Raw genomic sequence first — 22,017 nt, forward strand, 5'->3', positions numbered from 1 at the left:
CGGAGCCGCCGTGGCCACGGCCGGCAGCCTGGCCGCCGGCTGCGACGGCCCGCCGGCCGACGAGCCGACCGCCGACCCCGCCCCGGCCGGGCTGCGCTTTCCGGCCGGCTTCGGCTGGGGCGCCGCCACCTCGGCGTACCAGATCGAGGGCGCCGCCAAGGAGGACGGCCGGGGCGAGTCGATCTGGGACACCTTCAGCCGTACGCCCGGCCGCACCCGCAACGGCGACACCGGCGACGTGGCCGCCGACCACTACCACCGCTGGGCCGCCGACCTCGACCTCATGCGGGACCTCGGGCTGCGCAGCTACCGCTTCTCCATCTCCTGGCCCCGGATCCAGGCCGACGGCACCGGCGCGCCCAACCAGCGCGGGCTGGACTTCTACCGGCGGCTCGTCGACGGCCTGCACGAGCGCGGCATCGCCCCGATGGTCACCCTGTTCCACTGGGACCTGCCGCAGGCCCTCCAGGACGCCGGCGGGTGGGAGAACCGGGACACCGCGTACCGCTTCGCCGACTACGCCGACGCCGTCTTCCGTGGCCTCGGCGACCAGGTGCCGGTCTGGCTGACCGTCAACGAGCCCAAGACCGTGGTACAGAACGGCTACCTCTGGGGGCACCACGCGCCCGGCCGACAGGACCCGGACGCCGCGTACCTGGTCGCCCACCACCTCCAGCTCGCCCACGGGCTGGCCGTCCGCGCGCTGCGCGCCACCGGTTCCGCCGCCCGGATCGGCCCGGCGCTCAACCTGCACCCCTGCTACCCGGCCGACGACACCGCCGAGGCCGCCGCCGCCACCCGGCTCTACGACGGGTACGAGAACCGCCTCTACCTGGACTCCGTCCTCACCGGCGCCTATCCGGCGGACGTCCTGGCCGACCTCGGCCCGAGCAGCCGGATGGCCCGCGGCATCCGCGACGGCGACCTGGAGCTGATCTCCAGCCCGGTCGACCTGCTGGCCGTGCAGTACTACACGCCGATCTACGTCACCGCCGCCGGCGGCACCGTCCAGCGCTGGCCCACCTCGGAGGCGGACTGGCAGCAGATCTACCCCGACGGGATGTACGACATCCTGACCCGGGTCACCCGCGACTACGGCCGCATCCCGATCACCGTCACCGAGAACGGCCTGCCCTGCCCGGACACCCTCGACGCGGACGGCACCGTGGACGACGCCGGCCGGATCGCCTTCCTGCGGGACCACTTCGCCGCCGCCCACCGGGCGATCGCCGACGGCGTGCCGCTGGAGAGCTACCACGTCTGGTCGCTACTGGACAACTTCGAGTGGGCCGAGGGGTACGACCAGCGCTGGGGACTGGTCTACGTGGACTACCCGACCCAGCGCCGCGTCCCCAAGCGCAGCGCGCACTGGTACCGGCAGGTGATCCGGGCCAACGGGCTGTAGAGCCACCGGCCGTACCGGCCGGACCGCGTGGGGGCGGTCCGGCCCGGCCGGGGTCAGCGCGGCAGTGCCTGCTGCAACTCCGCGCGCAGCGCCGGGGTCAGCATCTCGCCGGCCTGCTTGGCCAGCCGGGCCATCTCGTAGCCCACCACGCCGATGTCGGCCTCCGACCCGGCCAGGGTGGCCAGGATCGAACCGTCGCGGATCTGCATGACCAGGAAGTAGCCGCGGCCCATCTCGACGACCGTCTGCTTCACCACGTCCCCGTCGAACATCTGCGCCGCGCCGGCGGTGATGCTCATCAGGCCGGAGGTCACCGCGGCCAACTTGTCCGCGTGGTCGCGGGGCAGGTGGGCCGAGGTCGCCACCAGCAACCCGTCCGAGGAGACGACCACCGCGTGGGCCACCCCCGGCACCCGCTCCGCGAACGCGTTGACCAGCCAGCTCAGGTCCCGCGCCTCCTGGCTCAACGTCATCACTGTCGTCCCCCTTCACTGCGTACACCGGCCGGCGGCAAGGCTATCTCCGTCGTTTCCTCGGCCTCCGCGCGGCGCACGCCGCTGTAGAGCCGGGACAGCATCCCACCGACCGCGTCCGGGTCCGGGTCGACCCGGGCCGGCCCCGCCGCCTCGGGGCGCGCCGGCTCGGTGACCGCGGAGAGCTGGGCCATCGGCACCCGTACCGGCAGACCCCGGTCGTTGGTGCCGGCCGTCACCGGCATCGGCGGCGGCACGGGCGTCGTGCCCGGGGTCGACACCGGCGCGTCCGGCGCGGGTCCCTGCGGGGACCACCAGCCACCGCCGGTCGCCACCGGGTCGGGCCCGGCGGTACTCAGCACGTCCTCCGCGCGGACCGGCAGCGGGCGGGGCGCGGCGGGCGGCGGCGTTGGATCGGGTCGCCGGCCGGCCACCGGCAGCTCGGCCCGCTGCATCGGCACGGCCGGGCGGGGCGGCGCGCCGGGCCGGGTGGCCCCGGCGACCGCCGTGGTGAGCATCCGCGGCGAGGCCGGCTGGTCCAGCTCCGGTGCCGGGGCCTGGGCGAGCAGCGTGGCCGGGAGCAGGACCCGGGCCATCAGGCCCTCGCCCGCGCCGGCCAAGCGGACCCGGACGCCGTGCCGGGCGGCGAGGTGGCTGACCACGAACAGACCCATCCGCTCGGACGCGGAGACGTCCGCCGCCGGCGGGGCCGCCAGCACGGCGTTGGCTTGTTCCAGGGCGGTCGGACTCATGCCGAGCCCCTGGTCGACGATCTCCACCAGTGCCCCGCCCCCCTCGGCCCGGGCGGTCACCCGGACCAGGGTGTCCGGCCGGGAGAACGCGGTCGCGTTCTCCAGCAGCTCGGCCAGCATGTGCACCAGCTCGCCGACGGCGTGCCCGACCACGTGCAGGTCGGCGACCGACTCGTGGCGGACCCGCTGGTACTGCTCGATCTCGGCGCTCGCGGCGAGCAGCACCGCGCCGAGACTCACCGGTCGGTTCCACCGCCGGGTGGACTCGGTGCCGGCCAGCACCAGCAGGCTTTCGTCGTTACGGCGCATCCGGGCGGCCAGGTGGTCCAGCTTGAACAGGTTCTCCAGCTGGTCCGGGTCGGCCTCCTCCCGTTCCAGGTCGTCGAGCAGCTCCAGCTGCCGTTCGACCAGCACCTGGCTGCGCCGGGCCAGGTTGACGAACATCGCGTTGACGGTACGGCGGGTCTCCGCCTGTTCGACCGCGACGCTGACCGCGCTGCGGTGCACGGCGACGAACGCCTCGGCCAGCTCACCGATCTCGTCGAGCGAGCGGACCACGGCGGGCGCCACGTCGATGGTGGGCACGCCGCCGTTGACCGCCCGGAGCCGATCCAGGGCGTGCGGCAGCTCGATCTGCGCGATCCGTAGGGCCTGGCCGCGCAGCAGCTGCATGGAGTTGGCGATGGACCGGCCGATCAGCAGGGCCAGCAGGACGGCCAGCCCCAGCACCACCAGGATGCCGCCGACCACCAGCAGGGTGGCCCGCAGCTGGTCGCCGCTGACCTCGTCGGCCTGGGCCACCGCGTCGTCGAGCACCTGCGTCTCCAGCTGGCGCAGCAGTTCCTGCCGGTCCTCGCTGGCCGCCCACCACTGTGGCGCCGGCAGCACCGCCGGCTGGGCGGTGCCGCTGGGCAGGCTCTTCTCCTCCAGCTTGGCGGCCGTGACGAAGGCGGCGTCGCGCGACGTGCGGTCGTAGAGCTCGACCTGCCGGTCGCTCGCGGCGACCCGGAAGGCGCCCAGCGCGGCGAGCTGCTGGGCCCGCAGGTCGGCCAGCGTGATCGGGTCGTCGAGGTCGTACCGGCCGGCACGGGAGGCCTGGTAGAGCTGGCCGCGGATGCGGGACGACAGTTCCTTGACCCGGGCCAGCTGCACGTACCGCAGCACCGCGTCGGTCAGCTCCGGGTGCTCCTCCCCCGGCGTCGGCTCGGCCAGCAGCTTGAGCAGCGCCTCGACGCTGCGGTGGTAGTTGCTGAGGATGGTGTCGCTGTTGAGCACCGCCGGCGGGATCGCCGCCCGGATGTAGACCACCTGGTCGTACGCCTCCAGCGCCTCGGCGTACGCGACCCGCCAGGCCGCGTCGGCGTCGGCCAGCGGCCCGGCGGCCGTGCGCAGCTCACCGAAGGCCTGGTCGGTGGCGGCCTGCAACGGCTTCAGCGCGGCGGCCGCCGCGTCCCGGTCGGCGGTCCGGTCGGCCCGGCGCAGGTCGGCCAGTTCACCCGCCGACCGGTCCCGCTCCTGCTGGAGGCGGTCGATCGCGGTGGTGATCTGCCGGCCGATGCCGACCTGCCGGGCGAAGTCGCTCAGTGCCGTGGTCCGCCCGACCAGGCCCGTGGTCTGCACCCCGGCCAGCACCAGGAAGGCCACCGTCGGGATGACCAGGACGGTGGCGAGCTTGGTCCGCATCCGCCAGTCCCGCAACCGCAGCGGTGACCGCCGCCGATGCGGCATCACCGTCTCGTCGAACCGGTTGCGACGGTGCGACTCCGCGTCCCGGTCCAGTTCGGGAGCTGCCACCACACCTGCCTCCTCGGTCCCCCGCTCACCTTCGTCGGGGAGCGGGCTCCATCCAACCAGGCCCGGGAGCTGTGTCAACGGGACGGCCTGAGCGAACGGTCAGGAGGTCGGCCGGCGCCCGGCGGCGGCCGGCGGTGTGTCCTGCGCCGTGGGTCCGCTGTCGACGAGCCGGCCCGCCTCGGCGACCCGGCCCAACGCCACCAGCGCGGCGCCGGTGGCACCGATCTCCGGTTCCGCCCGGTGGCGTACCGGTCGGGGGGCGAGCGCCGTCGCGAAGGCTGAGCGCCACCACGCCGAGGCGCTCATCGCTCCCCCGCCCAGCACCACCTCGACCGGGACGTCCACCGTGGACTCCAGCACCACCAGGTCGTCGGCGACCATCCGGCACAGGCCGGTCATCAGGCCGGCCAGCATGTCCACCGCCGTGTTGGCGAAGCTCAGGCCGCTCAGCTCCCCGGCTCCGGCCGGCGCCAGGCCGGGCGGCCGGTCACCGCCGAGCCGGGGATTGGTCGGGACGCCGCCGTCCGGCGGGATCCGGGCCAGCGCGGCCTCCAGTTCGGCCCGCTCGGGCAGCCGCAGCTCCCGCTTGGCCCAGGCGAACAGGTTGCCGCCGCAGGAGTAGGCGGCGCCGGTGACGACGTGCTGGTGGTCCACCCGGTAGCGCCAGAGCTCCTCGGGCAGCGGCGGCAGCTCCTGGCCGGCGGGGAGCCGCTGCACCAGGCGCACCGCCGCGGAGGTGCCCACGGTCACCGCGGCCCGCCGGGAATTTACGCAGCCGGAGCCGACGTTGGAGGCGGCCCCGTCGCCGACCGGCGCCGACCAGTCCGCGCCGGCCAGCTGCGGCCAGCGCCGGGCGTGCTCCGGTCGCAGCCGGCCGCGCCAGTCCATCGGGGCCAGCTCAGGCAGCTCGCCCCGGCGGCTGCCGGCCAGCTCGCAGGCCTCGGCGTCCCACTCCAGCGTGCGCAGGTCGAGCAGCCCGGTGCCGGACGCCATCGACACCGACATCGGCGCGGCGGTGAGCAGCTCGCCGAGGACGTACTCGACCAGGCCGGCGAACCTCGCGGGCGGGGTCCCGGCGCGCGCCCGCAGCCAGGGCAGCCGGACCGACCAGTAGCAGCGGTGCCACCAGGCCCCGGTGCGCTGGTGGAAGGCGTCCGGCTCGGCCGGGCCCCGCGCTCCGGCCGGCGGCTCCGGCCGGGTGTCCATCCAGGTCAGCACCGGCCCGAGCGGGGCGCCCGCGCCGTCGAGCGGCACCATCGAGTGCCACTGCGCGGAGACCGCGACCAGGCCCACGTCGCGCAGGCGGCCCGCCGCTGCCAGCTCGTCCACGCACTCGACGAGGCAGGCCAGGTAGCCGGCGGCGTCGAGGGTGCCGGCGCCGTCGTCGTCGACGCTCAGCCGCACCTTGCGCCGGGCCAGCGCCCCCGGCAGCGGTGCGGCGTCGGCGTCGAGCACCAGTCCGCGTACCGAGGAGGTTCCCAGGTCGAGAGCGAGAATGTTCATCGCCGGTCACGGTACCCGGCAACCGGGCCGGTGAAGCCTCGATCGGTGGGCGCCGCGGCACCGGTGTCGGGCAACCGCTTCCGCGCCGGGCGGGGCCCGCGTAGGGTGTCTGCATGCTCGCGCATCTGTCCTGCTGGTGGCCCGCCGACCCGGCGGCCACTCCCCGCGCGTAGCTTCACCCACGCGGCCGCCCGACGAGGCGGTCGCCGGTCTCTCCCCGGCTCCCGGGCCGCCCCGCCGGTCGGCACGGCCCCGGAGGAGACCCGATGACCCGCCCGCTCGACCTGCTCGCCGCCGTCGCCCGCGGCGCCGATCCCGGCCCGTTCGCGCTCGTCCGCCGGGAGGGCGCCGACCACCTGGACCTCTTCACCGGTCCGGTACACGTCGCCGACCGGCTGGCCGACCTGCCCGTCCCGGACGTCGCCGCCGGGCCCGGCACGCTGGCCCTGGTGCCGTACCGGCAGATCACCGAACGGGGCTTCGACTGCCGCGACGACGGCACGCCGCTGGAGTACCTGGAGATCACCGGGCACGACCGGGTCGCCCTGGCCGACGCGCTCGACGCCCTGCCGGACGCGCCGGTGGTCACCACCGGCGCCGGCTTCGACGTCGGCGACGACGAGTACGCGGGCATCGTCGAGCGGGTGCTGGCCGAGGAGATCGGGCACGGCGAGGGGGCCAACTTCGTCATCCACCGCACCCTGCGGGCCACCGTGCAGGGCCCGCCGCTGCGGGCCGGGCTGGCCGCGCTGCGCCGGCTGCTAGGCGGCGAGCGGGGCGCGTACTGGACGTTCCTGGTGCACACCGGGACCCGCATCCTGGTCGGGGCGAGCCCGGAACGGCACGTCAGTGTCGACGACGGCCTGGTGATGATGAACCCGATCAGCGGCACCTTCCGGCACACCGGCGCCGCCGCCGATCGGGACGAGCTGCTGCGCTTCCTGCGCGACCCCAAGGAGGTCGAGGAGCTGTACATGGTCCTCGACGAGGAGCTGAAGATGATGGCCACCGTCGCCGAGCACGGCGGCCAGGTGGTCGGGCCGTACCTGAAGGAGATGGCGCACCTGGCGCACACCGAGTACCTGCTGGCCGGGCGGGGCTCGCGGGACGTGCGGGAGGTGCTGCGGGAGACGATGTTCGCCCCCACGGTGACCGGCAGCCCGATGGAGAACGCCTGCCGGGTGATCGCCCGGCACGAGCGGACCGGACGACGCTACTACTCGGGAGTGCTGGCGCTGCTGGGCCGCGACGCGCAGGGGCGGCAGACGCTGGATGCGCCGATCCTGATCCGGACGGCGGAGATCTCCCCCGCCGGGGAGCTGCGGGTGCCGGTCGGGGCGACCCTGGTGCGGCACTCCAGCGCGGCGGGCGAGGTCGCCGAGACGCACGCCAAGGCCGCCGGGGTGCTCGCCGCGCTCGGCCTGGGCCCGCAGGCGCCGGCGGCCGGCGCCGGTCCGGCGGTACGCCTCGCCGACGACCCCGAGGTACGCGCGCTGCTCGCCGACCGGAACACCCCGCTGGCCCGGTTCTGGCTGGACCAGCGGGCGCCCGGGGCGACCGTCCTGCCCGGGCTGACCGGCCGGCGGGCGCTCATCGTGGACGGCGAGGACACCTTCACCGGGATGCTCGCCCACCAGCTCGGCGCGCTCGGCCTGACCGTGGACGTCCGGCCGTGGCGGAACCCGGGCCCGGTGGACCGGTACGACCTGGTGGTGGTGGGACCCGGCCCGGGCGACCCGAACCGGGTGACCGAGCCGAAGATGGCGGCGCTGCGGGCGCTGCTGGCCGGGCGGCTCGACGCGGGCCTGCCGACGCTGGCGGTCTGCCTCGGCCACCAGCTGCTCTGCGGGCTGCTGGGCCTGCCGCTGCACCGCCGGGATGCGCCGTACCAGGGGTTGCAGCGGGAGGTGCCGGTCTTCGGCACGCCCCGGCGGGTGGGCTTCTACTCCACCTTCACCGCCCGGGCCGGCGCGGACCGGGTCGGCACCCCGTACGGCCCGGTGGAGCTGGCCCGCGACCCGGCCGACGGGGCGGTGCACGCGCTGCGCGGGCGGGGCGTCGCCGGGGTGCAGTTCCACCCCGAGTCGGTGCTCAGCCGGGACGGCATGGCGGTCCTGGCGGACCTGCTCGGGCACCTGCTGGCGGACCCGGCCCGACCGCTGGCGGCGCATGCCTCTCCGGATCGGGGGTAGGGCGGAGGGCGACCGGTGGTCCGGACGGGTCGAAAGCCTCCGCCCGACCGCCGGTCGCCCTTACGGCAACGGCAGAGGTCAGGAGGCCATGCCCTTCTTGAACGCGGCGCCCATCTGCACCGCCCGGCGGGCGGTCAGCGCGGTGGCCTTGAGCGCGATGTCGTCCGGCGCGGTCTCGCCGTTGTTGCTGGTGTGCGACGCGCCGTACGGGTTGCCCGCGGTGAACTGGCTCGGGTCGGTGTAGCCGGGGGTCACCACGATCCCGCCCCAGTGGTAGAAGATCGTGAACATCGACAGCAGGGTGGACTCCTGGCCACCGTGCGAGGTGGCCGTCGAGGTGAAACCCGCGTAGATCTTGTTGGCCAGGGCGCCCTGGGCCCAGAGCGGGCCGCTGGTGTCGATGAACTGCTTGAGCTGGGCGGCGATCATGCCGTACCGGGTGGGCGAGCCGAAGATCACCACGTCGGCCCAGGAGAGGTCGTCGAGCTGGGCCTCCATCACGTCCTGCGTCTCCAGGTGATGGGCCTGCCAGCCGGAGTTCGACCGGATCGCCTCCTCCGGCGCCAGCTCGCGTACCTTCCGCAGGCGCACCTCGGCCCCCGCCTCGCCGGCGGCCTCGCAGGCCGCCTGCGCCATCTGGTAGGTGATACCGGTCGCGCTGTAGTAGATGACCGCTACCTTGACCTGACCGTCCATCGTCATGTTCCTCCTCATTTCGGATCAGCTCCGGCGACTACCCGTTACTTGTCGCGTCAAACGGCGGCCGTGGCATGCTCGGCCGGTGGAGATCAGGGCGGCCACCGACGCGGACTGGCCGGGCATCTGGCCCTTCCTGCGCGACATCGTCGCCGCCGGGGAGACGTACACCTGGCCGCGTGACGTCGACGAGGAGCGGGCCCGCCAGCAGTGGCTGGTGGCCCCGCCCGGGCGGACGGTGGTCGCGGTCGACCCGGACGGCACGGTCCTCGGGTCGGCGAAGCTGGTGCCGAACCAGGCCGGCCCGGGCGACCACGTGGCCAACGCGAGCTTCATGGTGGCGCCGGCCGCGGCCGGCCGGGGCGTCGGCCGGGCGCTCGGCGACCACGTGCTCGACCTGGCCCGCGCCGACGGCTACCAGGCGATGCAGTTCAACGCGGTGGTGGCGACGAACACCCGGGCCGTCGCGCTGTGGCGGTCGCTCGGCTTCGAGGTGGTCGGCCGGGTGCCGGAGGCCTTCCGCCACCCCACCGAGGGGCTGGTGGACCTGCTGGTGATGCACCGCCGGCTGTGAACGGCTCCGCCGACTGCTCAAGATTTGCGCAAGTTCCCCGCCGCAGCGGCACCGCGACGGGGTGCGGGCGGGATCCTGGTCGCACTGGTGGCGGCGGCGGGGACCGCCGGCAGCGGGGGCCTGTTCGGGGGATCGCGCTCCGCCGGCACCGCCGGCGTAGCGCGATCGGGGTCCGCCTCAGCGAACCAGGGTGTCGACCAACCGGTCCAGGTCGGCTGCCGGATCCGCGGTCAGCCCGGTGTGCACCGGCCCGGCCTGGATCATCGTGCTGCGCGGCGCGGCCAGCCAACGGAACCGCTCCCCGAGGCTCATCCGGTGCGCCGGCCCGTTCCCGCCGCAGGTCCGGTCCCAGGAGCCCAGCGCCGCGGCGACCTCCAGCAGGTCCAGGTCCGGGGCGAGCGCGCGGGCCCGCGCGGAGTCCAGATGGGTACGCGCGCCGAGGAAGTCCCGCTGCTGGCAGTAGAGCAGGACGCCGACGTTGATCAGCTCACCCCGCTCGACCCGGGGCATCAGCCGGATCACCGCGTACTCGAAGGGGGTCCTCATGCCGCACCCCCGGGCAGCCACTCCGCGGCGCGGTCTGCCCGGCGGACCAGGTGCTCGACGTACGCGGCGCGGGCCGCGTCGGCGGAGTCGAAGTCGGGGCCGGTCAACCATGCCTCCGGGACCAGTGACAACACCTCGGTGAGCAGTTCCCGGGTGATCCGCGGGGACAGCTCCGCGGCCGCGGCGGCCAGCTCGGTGGCGAACGGGCCGAGGACGTGGTCGTCGGCCCGGTAGGCCCGGCCCACCGCCGCCTCGGCGCGCGGCCAGTTGTGGTGGAAGTAGAGCGTGGCGCCGTGATCGATCAGCCAGAGCTCGCGGTGCCAGACCAGCAGGTTCGGGTTGCGCCAGCTACGGTCGACGTTCTCGGTGTACGCGTCGAACCAGAGCACCCGCGAGGCGAGCGCCGCGTCCACCGGGTGCGCGACCGGATCGTAGCCGAGGGCCCCGGGCAGGAAGTCCATGCCGAGGTTGGGGCCGCCGCTGTTGCGCAGCAGCTCCTGCACCTCCTCGTCGGGCTCCGCCCGACCGATCACCGGGTCGATGTCGAGCACCACCAGCCGGGGTACGGCCAGCCCGAGCCGCCGGCCCAGCTCGCCGCAGATCACCTCGGCGACCAGCGCCTTGGGGCCCTGCCCCGCCCCGGAGAACTTCGCCACGTAGGTGCCGAGGTCGTCCGCCTCCACGACGCCGGGCAGCGAGCCGCCCTCGCGCAGCGGGGTGACGTACCGGATACCGGTGACCTGACGGAGCACGTCGCCCACCCTAGTCACGGCCACCGGAACGACCCCCGTCGGGCGTCAGTCGTTGAGCTTGTCCCGCAGGTCGTCCACCTGCTGCTGGAGGCGGTCCACCGCGCCCTGGTTGTTGACGAAGGTGCTGATGCCGGCGGCGAGGGCCAGTCCGAGCAGCACGGCGAGCGCGCTGAGGACCAGCCCGCCGATCGCCACGCCGCGCCCGGTCACCCCGGGCCGACGGCTCATCTTCAGCCCCACCAGCCCCAGCACCACGCCGATGATGCCGAGGATCAGGCCGATCCAGGCGAGGATGGCGCTCAGCACGCTGAGCAGGGCGGCCACCCCGAACACCAGGGCGAAGGTCGCCGCCGCGCTGGTCTTGGCGGGGGTGCCGGTGCGCGCCGGCCGGCCGCCGGACCTCCCGGCCGGCTCGCTGGACGCGGTCATGTCGGGACCTCGCATTCCTCGCGACGGTGGGACGCGCTCGCATCCCCGTTGTCTCGGCACCTATGCGTCCCCGGGCGGCATCCGACCGCCCTCCGCCCGACCCGGGGTCGGGCGAACGAATGGGCTCCGGCCCGTCGGGTAGCCGTGTCGTGACCCCGCGAGAGGAAGGACGAACCATGCGAATGACCGAGCAGCAGATCGCCGCTCTGTACGGGCAGGACGTCCAGGACCGGTCGGGCGCGAAGATCGGCAGCGTGAGCCAGATCTGGGCCGACGCCGCCGGCGAGCCCACCTGGGTCAGCGTCGCGACGGGCACCATGGGCCACCACGAGGCCATGGCCCCGCTCGCCGGAGCCGGCATGCGCGAGGGCCGGCTGTCGGTGCCGTACGACAAGGCGACCGTGGGCAGCGCGCCGACCGTGGACGCGGGCACCGAGGAGCCGCTCAGCAACGAGCAGCTCTCCCAGCTCTACCGGCACTACCGGCTGGAGCAGCAGGCCGGCCCGTCGCAGCGCAGGCCGGGCGGCCCGGAACTGGTCCGCTCCGAGGAGCGGCTGCAGGTCGGCACCGAGAGCGAGCCGGCCGGCGTGGCGCAGCTGCGCAAGCACGTCGTCACCGAGAACGTGCACACCACGGTGCCGGTGGAGCATGACGAGGTCAGCGTCGTGCGCGAGCCGATCACCGCGGCGAACCGGGGTGACACCCGGGCGCAGATCGGTGACGAGCAGCGCGAGATGGAGCTGCGCGCCGAGCGGCCCGTGGTCGGCAAGGAGCAGGTCCCGGTGGAGCGGGTGCGCCTGACCAAGGACGAGGTGGTCGAGGAGCAGCCGGTCGACGCCCAGGTGCGCCGGGAGCAGGTCGACGCGCAGGTGCCGGAACCGGCACGGCGACGCCGCTGACGCGGCCTTCCGCGCCCCCGGTCGTGGACGGCGGGCGGACGGGCGTGAGCCCGTCCGCCCGGCGGTGTCGCGGCTGGACTGTCACAGGGCTCCCCTAGGCTGGCCGGGACACCCGGACGGAGGGGCGTGCCCGTGACGGAGCTGACCGGCGACGAGGCGCTCGCGCTGCGGATGACGAGCCTGCTGCTGCGTCCGCACCCGGTGGCGCGTCCCGAGGGCGTCGCCGGGGTGGTCGAGTGGTTCGGCGCGATGCAGGCCCAGGACGCGGCGAGCGGGCTGTGGTCGCTGGGCGTCCGGCTGCCCGGGCGTACCCAGGTCGACGTGCGGGCGGCGCTGGAGCGTCGGGAGGCGCTGCGGACCTGGCCGATGCGGGGCACCGTGCACCTCGTACCGTCGCGGGACGCGCACTGGATGCTGGCGCTGACCGGGGTGCGCGCGCTGGCCGGGGTGGCGGCCCGCCGGGCCGCGCTGGGGCTGACCGAGGTCGAGGCCGACCGGGCGGCCGACGTGCTCGGCGCGGCGCTCGCCGGCGGCGGCCGGCTCACGCGGGCCGAGTGCCTGGCCGCGCTCACCGCGGCCGGCATCGAGACGACCGGGCAGCGCGGCTACCACCTGCTCTGGTACGCCAGCCAGCGCGGCGTCACCTGCATCGCCCCGCACGTCGGCACCGAGCAGACCTTCGCCCGGCTCGACGAGTGGGTCCCCGACCCGCACCGCCCGGAGCGCGACGAGGCCCTGGCCATCCTGGCCCGGCGCTACTTCCGCAGCCACGGGCCCACCACCCGGCAGGACTTCGCCGGCTGGACCGGGCTGACCGCCGCCGACGCGAAGCGGGCCATCGCGATCGCCGGCGACGACCTGGCCGTCGTGCGGGTCGACGGGGTGGAGGCGCTGCTCGACCCGGCCCTGCTCGACGCCCCTCGCGCCGCCCTCGACGACGTGCTCACCCTGCCCGGCTTCGACGAGTATCTGCTCGGCTACAAGGACCGCACGCTGATGCTCGATCCGGCTCACCGGCAGGCGGTGGTGCCGGGCAACAACGGCGTCTTCCGCTCCACGGTGGTGCGCGGCGGGCGGGTGGTGGCCACTTGGACGCGGACCATCGGCCGGGCCCGGGCGGTGGCGACGGTGCAACCGCTCGTCGATTTCGACGCCGCGCTGCGCAGCCGGGTCACGGCGGCCCTGGACGGCTACGCGCAGTTCCTCGGCATGCCTCTTCGCCACTCCTGGTGACGTCCCGTCGGATGGCAGACGCGCGAAGGGCTGGTGGCGCACGGCCACCAGCCCTTCGCGTCGATCATGGTCAGTCGGCGAGCGCGCCCGCCGAACGACCCTCGTGCAGGGTCAGGTTCCGCCCGGTGGACGGGTCGAACAGGTGGATCTTCTCGAGGTTGAACCAGACCCGCCGGTTCTGGCCCTCGGCCACCGGCGACTCCGCCGACAGCCGGGTCACCAGGCTGGCGCCGCCGCCGCTGAAGTCGGCCCCGGCGTCCGCGGCCAGCTCCTCCAGCTCGGCGGCGGTGGCCTTCTGGCCCTCGATGGTGAAGTAGACGTACTTGTCCGAGCCCATCGACTCCACGATCTCCACCGGCGCCTCGAACTCCAGGCCCCGGCGGCGGGTGTCGTCGTCGACGAGTTCCGCGTCCTCGAAGTGCTCCGGGCGGATGCCGAGGATCAGCTCGCGGGGCGCGTCGCCGGCCTCCAGCTCGCGCCGGATCCGCTCGCCGATCGGCACGTCGCCGAGGGCGGTCCGCAACCGGCCGTCCTCCACCGCGGCGTGCAGGAAGTTCATCGACGGCGAGCCGATGAATCCGGCCACGAAGAGGTTGCGCGGGTGGTCGTAGAGCTCCTGCGGCGGGCCGACCTGCTGGATCGCGCCGCCCCGCATGATCACCACGCGGTCGCCGAGGGTCATCGCCTCGGTCTGGTCGTGGGTCACGTAGACCGTGGTGGTGCCGAGCTGCTTCTGCAGCCGGGACACCACCGTGCGCATCTGCACCCGCAGCTTGGCGTCCAGGTTGGACAGCGGCTCGTCCATCAGGAACGCCTTGGGCTGCCGCACGATCGCCCGGCCCATCGCCACCCGCTGACGCTGGCCGCCGGAGAGGTTGGCCGGCTTGCGGTCGAGCAGGGCGGTCAGCTCCAGGACCTTCGCCGCCTCCTCGACCTTCTGGTCGATGGCGGCCTTGTCCATCTTCGCCAGCCGCAGCGGGAAGGCCATGTTCTCCCGGACGGTCATGTTCGGGTAGAGCGCGTACGACTGGAAGACCATGGCGATGTCCCGGTCCCGGGGGGCCTTGTCGTTGACCCGCTGCCCCGCGATCCGCAGCTCGCCGGAGCTGATGTCCTCCAGCCCGGCGATCATGTTGAGGGTGGTGGACTTCCCGCAGCCCGAGGGGCCGACCAGGATGACGAACTCGCCGTCACCGATCTCCAGATCGATGTCCTGCACCGCCACGGTTCCGTCCGGGAACCGCTTGCTCACCTTGTCGAGCACGATGTCAGCCACGACTACCACCTATCCCTTGACTGCGCCGGAGGTCAGGCCGGAGACGATGCGGCGCTGGAAGAAGAGCACGAACAGGATGATCGGAATGGTGATCACCACGGCGGCGGCGCAGATCGCCCCGGTGGGGTCCTCGAACTGCGACTCGCCGGTGAAGAACGACAGCGCCACCGGGACCGTGCGGGCCCGCTCGGTCGAGGTGAGCGTGATGGCGAAGAGGAAGTCGTTCCAGCAGAAGATGAAGACCAGGATCGCCGTGGTGAACAGCCCCGGTGCGGCCAGCGGGGCGATGACCCGCCGGAACGCCTGGCCCTGGGTGGCGCCGTCCATCTTCGCGGCCTTCTCCAGGTCCCACGGGATCTGCTTGAAGAACGCCGACAGCGTGTAGATCGCCAGCGGCAGCGCGAAGGTGATGTACGGCAGGATCAGCCCCGGCCAGGTGTCGAAGAGGCCGAGCTGCCGCTCGATCTCGAACAGCGGCGACACCAGCGACACCTGCGGGAACATCGCGATCAGCAGGGAGACCCCGACCAGCAGCTTCTTGCCGGGGAAGTCCAGCCGGGAGATCGCGTACGCGGCCATCGCGCCGAGCACCACCGCGATGAGGGTGGCGATGAGCGCGATGCCGATCGAGTTGGCCAGGGCCCGGACGAACTGGTCGGTGTCGAAGATCGTCCGGTAGTTGTCCAGCGTCCACTCCCGCGGCCAGAACTTCCCGTCGGCGAGGGTGGCCGGGGTCTTGAACGACAGCGAGGCGATCCAGAGCACCGGGATCAGCGCGAAGACGACCACGATGACGTCCAGCAGGCCCCAGCGCAGCTTCGCCCGGTTGGTGGTTTCGGCCATGTCAGCGCCTCTCCCCGTCGTCGCTGCCCGGGGCAGCGGTACCGAACAGCTTCACGAAGACGAAGGCGATGATCGCCACGGTGATGAAGATCAGCACCGACATCGTGGAGCCGATGCCGAGGTTGAGACCCCGGATCAGGTTGTTGTAGGCGAGCATCGACACCGACGAGGTCTCGTTGCCGCCCGCGGTCAGCACGAAGATGTTGTCGAAGACCCGGAACGCGTCGAGCGTGCGGAACAGCAGCGCGACCAGGATGGCCGGCTTCATCACCGGCAGCATCACCTTGGTGAACCGCTGCCAGGCGGTCGCCCCGTCGGTGGAGGCGGCCTTGAGCAGGTCCTCCGGGACCAGCGCCAGCCCGGCCATCAGCAGCAGCGCCATGAACGGCGTGGTCTTCCAGATCTCGGCCAGCATGATGATCGCCAGCGAGCTGGCCCGCTCGGTCAGCGGCGCGCTGCCGTCGAAGAGGTTCGCGAGGTAGCCGGTGCCGGGGGTCCAGGCGTACCGCCAGGAGAAGGCGGCGACGACCGTGACGATGCCGTACGGGATCAGCGCCGCGGTGCGGACGATCCCCCGGCCGACCAGGGTCCGGTGCATGATCAGCGCCAGTCCCATGCCGAGCACCAGCTCGATCGCGACAGTGACCACCGTGATCAGCATGGTGACGCCGAACGCCGTCCACCAGAACTGGTTGGTCAGCACAGTCGCGTAGTTCTCCAGCCCGATGAACTCGCGCTGGTCGGGGAAGCGCAGGTCGAAGCGCTGGAGCGAGAGCCAGATCGAGTAGAGGATCGGGTACGCGGTGACCAGCACCATGACCAGCGCGGCCGGGGCGCAGAGCAGCCAGCCCAGCCGACGCTCGGCCTTCTTGTTCTCGCTCAGCGGGGCCCGGCCCCGGCGACCGGCCCGCTGGGTCGGCACGGCCGCGTGCCGTCCGCCGGGGCGCTCGGCCTCGGCGGCGACGTCCGCGCCGGCGGGAGTGGCGTTGATGCTCACGGTGCGACCTTCTTTCGCGACTGCGGGGCTCGCAAGATCGGCTCACTCCTCGCGCTCACGGCAGGACCCCCTTGGACTGGAGGGCGTCGGAGATGGCGTCGCGCAGCTCGTCGGCGGTCTGCTCCGGCCTGATCGCCGAGGGCGGCGAGAGGATCGCCGACATCACCGTCGAGATGCTCTGGTACGCCGGGGTCAGCGGTCGCACCGCCGGCTCCTTGAGCTCCTCGAGGATGGTCTGCTTCATCGGGTACGCCTCGGCCATCTCCGGGTCGTCGTAGACCTTCTCGATGGTCGGCGGGACGCCGTCGTTGATCGCCGAGAACTTCTGGTTCTTCTCGTTGCGGATGCAGCGGGCCGCCTCGAAGCTCTCGGTCGGGTGCTTCGAGTAGGTGCTGACCGCCATGTTCACCCCGCCGATGGTGACCTTGCTCGGGGTGTTCGCGTCGATGCCCGGGACCGCCGCCCACTTGACCTTCTTGGCCAGCTCGGGGTCGGCCTCCTGCAACGCCGGGTAGACGAAGGGCCAGTTGACCTGGAAGGCGCCGGTGCCGGACTGGAACTCCAGCCGGACCGGGTCCTCGGTGGCGTTGCTGAACGACGTCGAGGTCACGCCCGACGTGGCGAACCGCTTGAGCTGGTCGAGCGCCTTGACGGTGCCGGCGTCCATCACGGCCTGCTTGCCGTCGTCGCTGAGGATCTTGCCGCCGGCGCTCTCCGCGAGGGTGTTGTAGAGGACGACCAGGCCCTCGTACTGGGCGCCCATGGTGAGCACCTGGTACGGCTTGCCCTGCCCCTTGAGGTCCTGGGCCGCGGAGATCATGTCGTCCCAGGTCTTCGGCGCCTGCTGCACCAGGTCGCTGCGGTACCAGAGCAGCTGCACGTTGGTGTTCTTGGGCGCGGCGTAGAGCTTGTCCTCGTAGCGGGCGGTGTCCAGCGGGCCCGCGAGGGTGCCCTGTTCCACCTCGGCCTTGTCCTGGCCGGTCCACTCGCGGATCCAGTCCGCGCTGGCGAACTCCTGGGTCCAGGTGACGTCGAGGCCGAGCACGTCCATCCCGGTGTCCTGGGCGGCGAGCCGGCGGACCAGCTGCACCCGCTGGTCGTCGGCCTGCCGGGGCAGCACCCGGTAGACGATCTTGTAGCGCCCCTGGGCCTGGGTGTTGCAGTCGTCGACCACCTTTTGCAGGTTCTGCTCCGGTGGGTAGTACAGGTTGATCGTCGGCGTGCCGCCGCCACCACCGTCGGTACCGCACGCGGCCAGCGGCGCGACCAGAGTCAGCGCGGCAAGCGCCGCCCCGACCCGGGCACCGGGCCCACGCCGATGTCGGACCGCTTCGGGGTCTGTCGTCATCGCCCTCCCCCTTTCTTCGGCGAGAACCGGGGGAAGGCACCCGTGCCCCGGTGCACGGCGAGACGGCCCGGGAACCGGCGGAAATCCGTACCGCCCGGGCGTTTCGTGCGGCAACAGTGCCCGAGCTGGGAAGTCGTGAAACCTTCCGGACACGAAACGTGATGGTCGACCGGCGATGTGGTGTGGATCACGCCGCTGCGGGACGGCCTGCGGCCCCCTAGGCTCGGCCGATGGATGCCACTTTCTTCTTCGACCCGGCCTGCCCGTGGACCTGGCGTACCTCGCGCTGGCTGGTCGCCGTCGCCGAGGCACGCGGGCTGAGCGTCGAGTGGCGGGCGTTCAGCCTGTCGATCCTCAACGAGGGCAACGTGCCACCGCAGTTCGCCGACGCGATGACCGCGTCGAACCGGGCGCTGCGGCTGGTGGAGGCCCTGCGCGCGCAGGGCCGCGCCGACGACGCCGGCCGTTTCTACACGGAGCTGGGCGCGCGCACCCACGACGTGGGCAACCCGCTCTCCGCCGGGGCCGTGACCGCGGCCGTCGAGGCGGCCGGCCTGGGCGACGCGGCGGCGGCCCTCGACGACGAGCGCTGGGACGAGGCGGTACGCGCCTCGCACGCCCTGTCGTACGCGTCCGCCGGGCCGGACATCGGCTCGCCGGTGCTGATGGTGCCCGGCGCCGAACGCGGCATCCACGGGCCGATCGTGACCGAGGTGCCGGGGGCCGACGACGCGCTGGTCCTCTGGGACTCGCTGGTGCCGCTGCTGCGGATGCCTTCCTTCCACGAGATCAAGCGCGGTCGCCGCTGAGCCGGTGCGGCCGGCATGATGTCCGGATGATCGCGCGTTTCAAGGACCTCTGCATGGACGCCGCCGACGCCCGCTCGCTGGCCGACTTCTGGGCCCGGATCCTGGGCGGGGAGGTGGTCGACACCGGCGACGGGGACTTCCGGGTCGATCCCCGGCCGGGTGGGGCCGGCCCGGAGTCGATCTGGGTCAACTCGGTGCCCGAGCCGCGTACCGGCAAGACCCGCGTCCACCTCGACCTGCGCCTGGCCGGTCCGGGTCCGGCGGCGCCGCTCGCCGCGGGCGCGCGGCTGGTCCGCGAGCCGGACGCCGAGGTCAGCTGGTGGGTGCTGGCCGACCCGGAGGGCAACCAGTTCTGCGTGTTCGCGCCCCGGGAGGGCGCCCGGCCCGGCCCGTTCGAGCTGGTGGTCGACAGCGCCGACCCGGTCCGCCAGGCCACCTGGTGGGCCGGGGTGGTCGGCGGCACGGTGGAGACCACCGAGGAGGGGTACGCCTCGGTGGTCGGGGCGGCCGGCTTTCCCTGGGACTACTGGGTCTTCGACCCGGTGCCGGAGCGCAAGCGGGTCAAGAACCGGGTGCACTGGGACGTCGACCTGACCGGGCCGGACGCCACCGCGCTGATCGCCGCCGGGGCGACCCTGCTGCGTGAGCCGACCGCCGACGCCAACTGGTGGGTGCTGGCCGACCCGGAGGGCAACGAGTTCTGCGCCTTCGCGCCGCGACCGTCGGCCTGATTGGCCACCATCCCACCTGGTGAGCGTGGCGGGCTACCCAGGGCCCGCCGCGTCCATTAGCGTTTGGTGAGCTCCGCAAGCCAGCGCGTCGCCGCCGTTGTCGATACGCCTCCGGCCAGCCCGGCCCGCCCGATCGGTTGGTTCTCGCGGGAACTCCCCTCTGCCGGTCCACCGGTTGGGCAGGATCGTCCCCAACGAGGAGGTGCTGCCGTGGTGCAGGACACCCGCGCTCTCGCCCTGACATTCGAGGTGAGCGGCCTGCCACCGGTCAAGACCGAAGCGCTGTCCATCTTCGCCGCCGGGCACCGGCAGGCGACGAGGGTCCGCGCCCTGCTCCAGGCGGCCTGTGCCGCGGCTCAGCGCACCGGCTGGACGCCGCTGGCCGGGCCGGTCGAGGTCGACGTGACCCTGCGCTGCCCGCCCGGGCACCGCACCTCGGACGCCAGCACCCTGCTGGGCGGGGTGTGTGCGGTGCTCCAGGACAAGAAGCGGGTGGCCAACATCGGCCTGGCCCACCTCGGTGTCCTGGTCGACGTCGCGCTCTACGACGACGACCGGCAGATCCGCCGGCTGTCGTACGTGGAGGAGCCCGCGGAGGACTTCTCGTACCAGGTGCGGGTGGCCGCCGTACCCGCCGGGGTTTGACCGACGCCCGTGGTGGGGTACCGCGGACGCCGACGAAGGGAGCGCCGATGTCGGAGCCACATGTCACGCTCGACCCGAGCGGGCTGGACCCTGTGCAGCAGAAGCTGCGCGGCCCGTTGGAGGAGCAGCTGACGTCGGCCCTGCAGGCGGCCACCGAACGGGTCCGCGCCAGCTACGCGGGCGAGCCGGTCGAGCAGGTCTGCCAGCGGCTGCTCGACGAGACCCGCGCCGGGCTGCACCCGGACATCGCCGCCGGGTTCAACCCGGACATGGACGAGTTCTGCCGGGTGGCGGTGGCGATCGTCCGCGGCGGGGCCTCCTGAGGCACGCGACATCCGACCGCGCCGGCGTTGAGGCCGGCGCGGTCGGTGCGTGTCAGCTCCGGCGGACGTCCACCGAGACCACATGCGTGCCGTCGGGCCGGGTGGACTCCCCCAGCCGCACCGGAAGCCCGCCGGCCCCTAGGCCGAGGCCGAAGGTGAGGTAGCCCTCGAAGTCCCCGGCGGGGGCCCAACCGCGCAGCGTCGGGTAGCCCACGGCGCGGGGCGGCAGGCTCGCCGTACCGGCGCCGCTGTTGTCGTGCGCCTGGGCGGGCGAGAAGCGGACGGCGAGGAAGGCCGTACCCGGCAGGTCGACCGGCGCGCCGCTGCCGTCCTGCTCCACCCGGGCCACGTACACCACCTCGTAGCTGGGGGTCGGGCCGCGGAAGGCGAAGGTGATCCGGCTGAAGTTCTCGTCCGGGTGGTCGCCGACCCGCACCTCGACGAGGACCGGCAGCGGCTCCCCCGGCGGTGGGTTGACCGGCGGGCGGACGACGTGGCCGACCCGGGCGGCGCTGGTGGGTACCGCCCAGCCGTAGGTGACGTGCCAGTCCCCCGGCGCCGCGGTCCGGGTGGCGGGGGCCGGGCCGGTGGTGGCAGGTCCGGTCGTGGCCGGGCCGGTGGTGGCGGGCCCGTTGGCGCTGGCGCCCGCGGAGGGCACGGTCGTCGTCGGGGACGCGGGAGTCGCGCCGTCGTGGCCGGTCGAGCAGGCCGCCACGAGCAGCACGACCAGGCTGGCGAGCAGTGGTACGCGCTGACGTGTCATACCTCAGTCTGGCACCGGCGAGCGGCTCCGGGTCAGAGGCGATGGTCCCCTGCCGGCGGCACCGCCCGCCGCATCCCGGCCGGCCCGGTCAGTACCGGCCGAGGTTCTGCGCCGGGCACATCACGATCCGCGGCGCGCGGGCCGGGTCGAGCCACTTCAGCACCGACACCAGGTTGGCGTGCGACATGCTGACGCAGCCGGCGGTCGCGTTGCCGGCGGCGGTGCTGTACTCGTGCAGGAAGATGCCGCTGCCCGCGTTCGGGACCGGCGTCGCCACGTTCGGCGCCATGTTGTACGTGATCACCGCGAAGTGGGTGTACGCCGGAACCTCCTGCCACAGCGCCTCGCTGTAGCCGCCCGGGTTCGTGGTGGAGTGCTGGAAGCTGTTGTAGGCCGCCGAGTTCGGGTTCTCGTTCCACCAGTCGTACTGCACGACCTGGTGGTACGGGAAGCGCACGCCCGGGTTCGCGCCGATGCCGTACATGGTGGGGCCGAAGGAGTACACACCGGTGGGCGTGGTGGCCACCCCCTCGACGTGGTTGTCGCTGAACCCCTTCGCGCCGATCCGCGCGGGCAGTGGCGGCGAGACGGCCACCCAACGCCCGCCGGCCCGGTGGAACGTCTCCAGCGTCGCGTACGTCGTGCTGTAGCTGTCGCCGGTGACGATGACGACCTGGCCGGTCTCGGCGGGGAGGGTGGTCAGCCGAGAGGCCCGGTTGGGCGGCGGAAGCGGCCGGCCCCGCCCGGTCGAGGATGTCGTCTCCATTCCGGAGATGATCGCACCCGGACCCGTTTCGCGGCGTCCCGGAAATGGTGACGGATCTCCCGCCACAATTACGGCGGGTCGATGTAACGCCAGAGACGTCGGCGACGCTTTACCGCAACGGTGGAGAAGACAGATCGATTTCGGTGAACGGTGGGATGGCGGGTCAGGACCGGGTCCGCAACTCCCCGGTCCTGACCGCCAGCCGTCCGGCGTGGTAGCGGAATTCGCCTGTGCGAGCGCGGCGGGCGTGGCACGCCGCCCACGCCGG

Annotated in this window: 22 protein-coding genes; 9 read left to right on the forward strand and 13 right to left on the reverse strand. The window is 73.4% G+C overall.

What is annotated here, in order from left to right:
* Positions 1-28: 28 nt before the first annotated feature.
* Entirely contained in the window at positions 29-1,405 is a 1,377-nt protein-coding gene (locus V6U81_RS24730; protein ID WP_420884078.1) for a GH1 family beta-glucosidase, read from the forward strand.
* 53 nt (positions 1,406-1,458) lie between these two features.
* On the opposite strand, the gene V6U81_RS24735 is transcribed toward V6U81_RS24730, so the two are convergent.
* From V6U81_RS24735 to V6U81_RS24745, 3 genes are all read right to left on the reverse strand, one after another.
* Positions 1,459-1,878, reverse strand: coding sequence for a roadblock/LC7 domain-containing protein (locus V6U81_RS24735; protein ID WP_477463733.1), 420 nt, complete (start codon positions 1,876-1,878; stop codon positions 1,459-1,461).
* On the reverse strand, positions 1,878-4,424 hold the full coding sequence (locus V6U81_RS24740) for a sensor histidine kinase (RefSeq protein WP_334492593.1): 2,547 nt from the start codon (positions 4,422-4,424) through the stop codon (positions 1,878-1,880). The genes V6U81_RS24735 and V6U81_RS24740 overlap by 1 nt, the downstream gene beginning before the upstream one ends.
* 99 nt (positions 4,425-4,523) lie before the next feature.
* Positions 4,524-5,927 carry an FGGY family carbohydrate kinase gene (locus V6U81_RS24745; protein ID WP_334492594.1) on the reverse strand — a complete coding sequence of 468 codons (1,404 nt, stop codon included), beginning with the start codon at positions 5,925-5,927 and terminating at the stop codon, positions 4,524-4,526.
* A 266-nt stretch (positions 5,928-6,193) separates the two neighbouring features.
* Here V6U81_RS24745 and V6U81_RS24750 point away from each other — a divergent pair, with 266 nt between their 5' ends.
* Positions 6,194-8,119: an anthranilate synthase family protein gene (locus V6U81_RS24750; RefSeq protein WP_334492596.1), complete on the forward strand. Its 1,926-nt coding sequence runs from the start codon at positions 6,194-6,196 to the stop codon at positions 8,117-8,119.
* A 78-nt stretch (positions 8,120-8,197) separates the two neighbouring features.
* Here V6U81_RS24750 and wrbA read toward each other — a convergent pair whose 3' ends face one another.
* Positions 8,198-8,815 carry an NAD(P)H:quinone oxidoreductase gene (gene wrbA / locus V6U81_RS24755; protein ID WP_334492636.1) on the reverse strand — a complete coding sequence of 206 codons (618 nt, stop codon included), beginning with the start codon at positions 8,813-8,815 and terminating at the stop codon, positions 8,198-8,200.
* 85 nt (positions 8,816-8,900) lie between these two features.
* On the opposite strand from wrbA, the gene V6U81_RS24760 reads away from it, so the two are divergent.
* The gene (locus V6U81_RS24760) at positions 8,901-9,389 is read left to right on the forward strand and encodes a GNAT family N-acetyltransferase (RefSeq protein WP_334492597.1); all 489 of its coding nucleotides are present in this window, start codon (positions 8,901-8,903) and stop codon (positions 9,387-9,389) included.
* A gap of 177 nt (positions 9,390-9,566) precedes the next feature.
* Here the strand turns inward: V6U81_RS24760 and V6U81_RS24765 are convergent, their stop codons facing one another.
* Genes V6U81_RS24765 through V6U81_RS24775 form a run of 3 tightly spaced genes read right to left on the reverse strand, consistent with a single transcriptional unit; the run spans position 9,567 to position 11,116 of the window.
* A complete protein-coding gene (locus V6U81_RS24765) occupies positions 9,567-9,935 on the reverse strand; it encodes a DUF3037 domain-containing protein (RefSeq protein WP_334492599.1) in 369 nt (122 codons plus the stop codon).
* Positions 9,932-10,687, reverse strand: a complete 756-nt coding sequence (locus V6U81_RS24770) for a HipA family kinase (protein WP_334492601.1) — start codon at positions 10,685-10,687, stop codon at positions 9,932-9,934. The genes V6U81_RS24765 and V6U81_RS24770 overlap by 4 nt, the downstream gene beginning before the upstream one ends.
* A gap of 45 nt (positions 10,688-10,732) precedes the next feature.
* Positions 10,733-11,116 carry a hypothetical protein gene (locus tag V6U81_RS24775; RefSeq protein ID WP_334492602.1) on the reverse strand — a complete coding sequence of 128 codons (384 nt, stop codon included), beginning with the start codon at positions 11,114-11,116 and terminating at the stop codon, positions 10,733-10,735.
* Between the two features lie 176 nt (positions 11,117-11,292).
* Here V6U81_RS24775 and V6U81_RS24780 point away from each other — a divergent pair, with 176 nt between their 5' ends.
* Both V6U81_RS24780 and V6U81_RS24785 read left to right on the forward strand, forming a co-directional pair.
* Positions 11,293-12,015, forward strand: a complete 723-nt coding sequence (locus tag V6U81_RS24780) for a YsnF/AvaK domain-containing protein (protein WP_334492603.1) — start codon at positions 11,293-11,295, stop codon at positions 12,013-12,015.
* Between the two features lie 171 nt (positions 12,016-12,186).
* Positions 12,187-13,248 carry a winged helix DNA-binding domain-containing protein gene (locus tag V6U81_RS24785; RefSeq protein WP_334492637.1) on the forward strand — a complete coding sequence of 354 codons (1,062 nt, stop codon included), beginning with the start codon at positions 12,187-12,189 and terminating at the stop codon, positions 13,246-13,248.
* A 70-nt stretch (positions 13,249-13,318) separates the two neighbouring features.
* On the opposite strand, the gene V6U81_RS24790 is transcribed toward V6U81_RS24785, so the two are convergent.
* Genes V6U81_RS24790 through V6U81_RS24805 form a run of 4 tightly spaced genes read right to left on the reverse strand, consistent with a single transcriptional unit; the run spans position 13,319 to position 17,712 of the window.
* The gene (locus V6U81_RS24790) at positions 13,319-14,524 is read right to left on the reverse strand and encodes an ABC transporter ATP-binding protein (RefSeq protein WP_334492604.1); all 1,206 of its coding nucleotides are present in this window, start codon (positions 14,522-14,524) and stop codon (positions 13,319-13,321) included.
* 9 nt (positions 14,525-14,533) lie between these two features.
* Positions 14,534-15,367, reverse strand: coding sequence for a carbohydrate ABC transporter permease (locus V6U81_RS24795; RefSeq protein WP_334492606.1), 834 nt, complete (start codon positions 15,365-15,367; stop codon positions 14,534-14,536).
* A gap of 1 nt (position 15,368) precedes the next feature.
* The gene (locus V6U81_RS24800; RefSeq protein WP_334492607.1) at positions 15,369-16,364 is read right to left on the reverse strand and encodes a carbohydrate ABC transporter permease; all 996 of its coding nucleotides are present in this window, start codon (positions 16,362-16,364) and stop codon (positions 15,369-15,371) included.
* Between the two features lie 55 nt (positions 16,365-16,419).
* The gene (locus tag V6U81_RS24805) at positions 16,420-17,712 is read right to left on the reverse strand and encodes an ABC transporter substrate-binding protein (RefSeq protein WP_334492609.1); all 1,293 of its coding nucleotides are present in this window, start codon (positions 17,710-17,712) and stop codon (positions 16,420-16,422) included.
* A gap of 230 nt (positions 17,713-17,942) precedes the next feature.
* On the opposite strand from V6U81_RS24805, the gene V6U81_RS24810 reads away from it, so the two are divergent.
* The 4 genes from V6U81_RS24810 to V6U81_RS24825 all read left to right on the forward strand — a co-directional run bounded on the left by V6U81_RS24810 (position 17,943) and on the right by V6U81_RS24825 (position 20,220).
* Positions 17,943-18,521: a DsbA family protein gene (locus tag V6U81_RS24810; protein WP_334492611.1), complete on the forward strand. Its 579-nt coding sequence runs from the start codon at positions 17,943-17,945 to the stop codon at positions 18,519-18,521.
* A 26-nt stretch (positions 18,522-18,547) separates the two neighbouring features.
* Positions 18,548-19,252, forward strand: a complete 705-nt coding sequence (locus V6U81_RS24815) for a VOC family protein (RefSeq protein ID WP_334492613.1) — start codon at positions 18,548-18,550, stop codon at positions 19,250-19,252.
* A gap of 213 nt (positions 19,253-19,465) precedes the next feature.
* Positions 19,466-19,897: a RusA family crossover junction endodeoxyribonuclease gene (locus tag V6U81_RS24820; RefSeq protein ID WP_334492639.1), complete on the forward strand. Its 432-nt coding sequence runs from the start codon at positions 19,466-19,468 to the stop codon at positions 19,895-19,897.
* Positions 19,898-19,944: 47 nt separating this feature from the next.
* The gene (locus tag V6U81_RS24825) at positions 19,945-20,220 is read left to right on the forward strand and encodes a hypothetical protein (RefSeq protein ID WP_334492615.1); all 276 of its coding nucleotides are present in this window, start codon (positions 19,945-19,947) and stop codon (positions 20,218-20,220) included.
* A 52-nt stretch (positions 20,221-20,272) separates the two neighbouring features.
* On the opposite strand, the gene V6U81_RS24830 is transcribed toward V6U81_RS24825, so the two are convergent.
* Both V6U81_RS24830 and V6U81_RS24835 read right to left on the reverse strand, forming a co-directional pair.
* The gene (locus tag V6U81_RS24830; RefSeq protein WP_334492617.1) at positions 20,273-20,983 is read right to left on the reverse strand and encodes an AMIN-like domain-containing (lipo)protein; all 711 of its coding nucleotides are present in this window, start codon (positions 20,981-20,983) and stop codon (positions 20,273-20,275) included.
* An 88-nt stretch (positions 20,984-21,071) separates the two neighbouring features.
* Positions 21,072-21,749, reverse strand: coding sequence for a L,D-transpeptidase family protein (locus tag V6U81_RS24835; RefSeq protein WP_334492619.1), 678 nt, complete (start codon positions 21,747-21,749; stop codon positions 21,072-21,074).
* Between the last annotated feature and the right edge of the window lie 268 nt (positions 21,750-22,017).

The organism is Micromonospora lacuserhaii (assembly GCF_036902735.1).
Taxonomy (GTDB): Bacteria; Actinomycetota; Actinomycetes; order Mycobacteriales; family Micromonosporaceae; genus Micromonospora.